Origin of the sequence: Desulforhopalus sp. (genome assembly GCA_030247675.1) — a bacterium.
Lineage (GTDB): Bacteria > Desulfobacterota > Desulfobulbia > Desulfobulbales > Desulfocapsaceae > Desulforhopalus_A.
Genome location: JAOTRX010000023.1, coordinates 1 through 2,548, shown reverse-complemented (window position 1 = coordinate 2,548; position 2,548 = coordinate 1). Strand labels below are relative to the sequence as shown.

Genomic DNA, 2,548 nt, shown 5'->3' with positions numbered 1-2,548 from the left:
ATTCAAATGTGTTGAGGAAGGGGTGTGAATAATGTTAAAATGTAGGAGTAACTACTTGAATTCTTCGTAGGTTCAGCGAAAATATCGATTTTTAATGGTTTTCGTAAAACGACGTAGAATTTAGGTAACAGTAAATTTTACCAGTGAAGGAGAACGACAACGACTATGTACGATTATCATATGCATTCATACTTTTCAACAGATTGCGCGATTCCGGTCAAAGAAATGATCGAGGGTGCTGTCACAGCCGGTATGAAGGAGATCGCGATCACGGATCACGTCGACTACGAATATAACTCCACAGAAATTCAGTTTGATTTTGACGTTGAAGTTGGACTGCGCGAGTACGAAGTGATTGGGGAAGAATACGCCGACCGGATTACTGTGCGCAAGGGCATTGAGATTGGCATTCAGCCCCATGTCCTGGGCCGCTGCTCTGTGCTGGTGAACATGCATGCCTTTGACTTTGTCATTGCCAGCGTGCACAACGCCGGAAAGCAAGACCTTTACAACGGCGACTTTTACCGGGACAGAACCCCGGAAGAAGCACTGCTCTATTTTTATGATGAACTGTATCAGATGCTGAAGGACTATAAGGACTACTCCGTCATAGGTCATTTCGACATAGTCAAGCGCTATAATGAGGATGTCAAAGCGTTGCCCTTCGAGAAGTATCGTGAGGTCATAGCGAAGCCCCTGAAAGAGATCATAAAAGCGGGGAAGGGCATTGAGATCAATCTGTCCGGCATCCGCCAGGGCCTTGGCGAGAGCCTGCCTTCCCTTGATGTCCTGAAGCTCTATAAAGAGCTGGGCGGGGAGATCGTCACCCTGGGTTCGGATTCCCATGTGCCGGAGACTATAGGCGATCAGTTCCGCCTTGGCGTTGGGATGCTGAAAGAAGCCGGCTTCGACAAAATTTACCGCTTCGAGCGCATGCAGCCTATTCCGGTGCCGCTTGCGGAGCTGGAAGCGAAATATCTCATATAGTCCATATTGTTCCAGATAATGCCGGACCTTTCCGTAAACTACGAAAGCCCGGTACTTCCGGGATTTCAGGACCTCCAGGACCTCCGGGACTTCCAGGACCTCCAGTACCCCAGGACTCCGCCACGGCTTCACACATCCGACAGATCACGAAGACTATAACAGCAGGTGAGGGATTGGCCTTGCGATTTCGCAAATTATCAACGGGTAAAATCGACTATAACATGCGCATCTTTGCCTTGTATGGCATTCTGTATGAGACCGCGCTGAATTTTTACAAACCGTTTTCCGTCAAGTTTCTGGAGCGGATTGGCGGCAGCGAGCTGGAGATTGCCCTGATCAACGCCCTTCCGGGCTTGGTGACGCTGATCGCCATCCTGCCTGGCGCCCTGTGGCTCAGGCGCTCAGAGGATACGCAGCTCACCACTGCCAGGCTCATTTTGTTTGGCCGATGGTTCCTGTTCGCCATGGCCTTCATTCCATTCCTTCCACCGCAGTACCGGGCATTTGGCTTCCTCTCCCTGTTCACGCTGATGTGCATTCCAGACGCCATCTATCAGACGAGCTACCAGAGCTTTATAGGTGTCTTGTTCGAACCCCGGGCCAGGGCCAATGCCATAGGGATGCGCAACAAGCTGACGGTTCCGGCACTAACGGCGGTGACGCTGCTCAGCGGCAATATCCTGACCTTGGTTCCAAAAACCGATGAGCAGCGTTTATTCATCTATCAGATCTTTTTTGGACTTGCCTTCTTCTTTGGCGTGATGGAATACAAAGCCTTCAAGAAATTCAAGGTTGCGAAAAAGGACGCGGGATTTGCCAGATCCAGCGGACGCGAGCCCCTCAAGCCTCAGGTCATAAAAATCCTCAGCAACAAACAATTCCGCTTTTTCGCCCTGTGCAGTCTTGGCTTTCACTTTGGCTGGCACATGGGTTGGCCGCTTTTCAACATCTATATGATTAAGACCCTTGGAGCGAACGAACTCTGGCTCGCGGTCATTTCGGTGGCCTCAGCCATTACCATGTTCTTTGGCTACAGCTTCTGGAGCCGTCAGATCGAAAAGCGCGGAAACAGTTTCGTGCTGCCAATCTGTACCTTTGGCATGGCTTTGACGCCCCTCATGTATGCCTGGTCGCCCAATCTGTATATCTTGCTGCCAACGGCTCTGATCTCCGGATTTTTTACAGCCGGGACCCTCAGTGTAACTTTAGGGGCGCTGCTGGAGGCGACGCCGCAGGATAACCGGGTCATGTATATAGCGGTCTACAACGTGTTAATCAACCTCAGTCTGGCTACGGCGCCAATGCTGGGTCACTATTTCTTTGAACTCAAGGGCATTGTGTTCGCGCTTTACATGACGGGGCTGTTTCGTTTCCTGGGAACGCTGCTCTTTTTCTACAGAGACCGGCGCATTGCAAAGGAGAAACTCGGTGTCTGCGGCTGACGCCTATTGACACCGAGTTTCACTTCAAAAAAAGTGAGGCAGAAAAGGGTGACGAACACCCTCTTCTGCCTCACTTTTCATTTTTTGCTTTACCCTTTGAATGCACATGGCATGCCGGT

2 protein-coding genes are annotated in these 2,548 nt (G+C 50.6%); both read left to right on the top strand.

The annotated features are described in order from the left end of the window. Window positions 1-165: 165 nt before the first annotated feature. Window positions 166-987, top strand: coding sequence for a histidinol-phosphatase HisJ family protein (locus OEL83_21115; protein ID MDK9709543.1), 822 nt, complete (start codon window positions 166-168; stop codon window positions 985-987). 173 nt (window positions 988-1,160) lie between these two features. Then, on the top strand, window positions 1,161-2,429 hold the full coding sequence (locus OEL83_21110; GenBank protein MDK9709542.1) for an MFS transporter: 1,269 nt from the start codon (window positions 1,161-1,163) through the stop codon (window positions 2,427-2,429). Window positions 2,430-2,548 lie beyond the last annotated feature (119 nt).

What these genes read in the sequence shown, in the direction of transcription:
- OEL83_21115 (MDK9709543.1), top strand. Translation starts at nt 166, where the DNA reads ATGTACGATTATCATATGCATTCATACTTTTCAACAGATTGCGCGATT.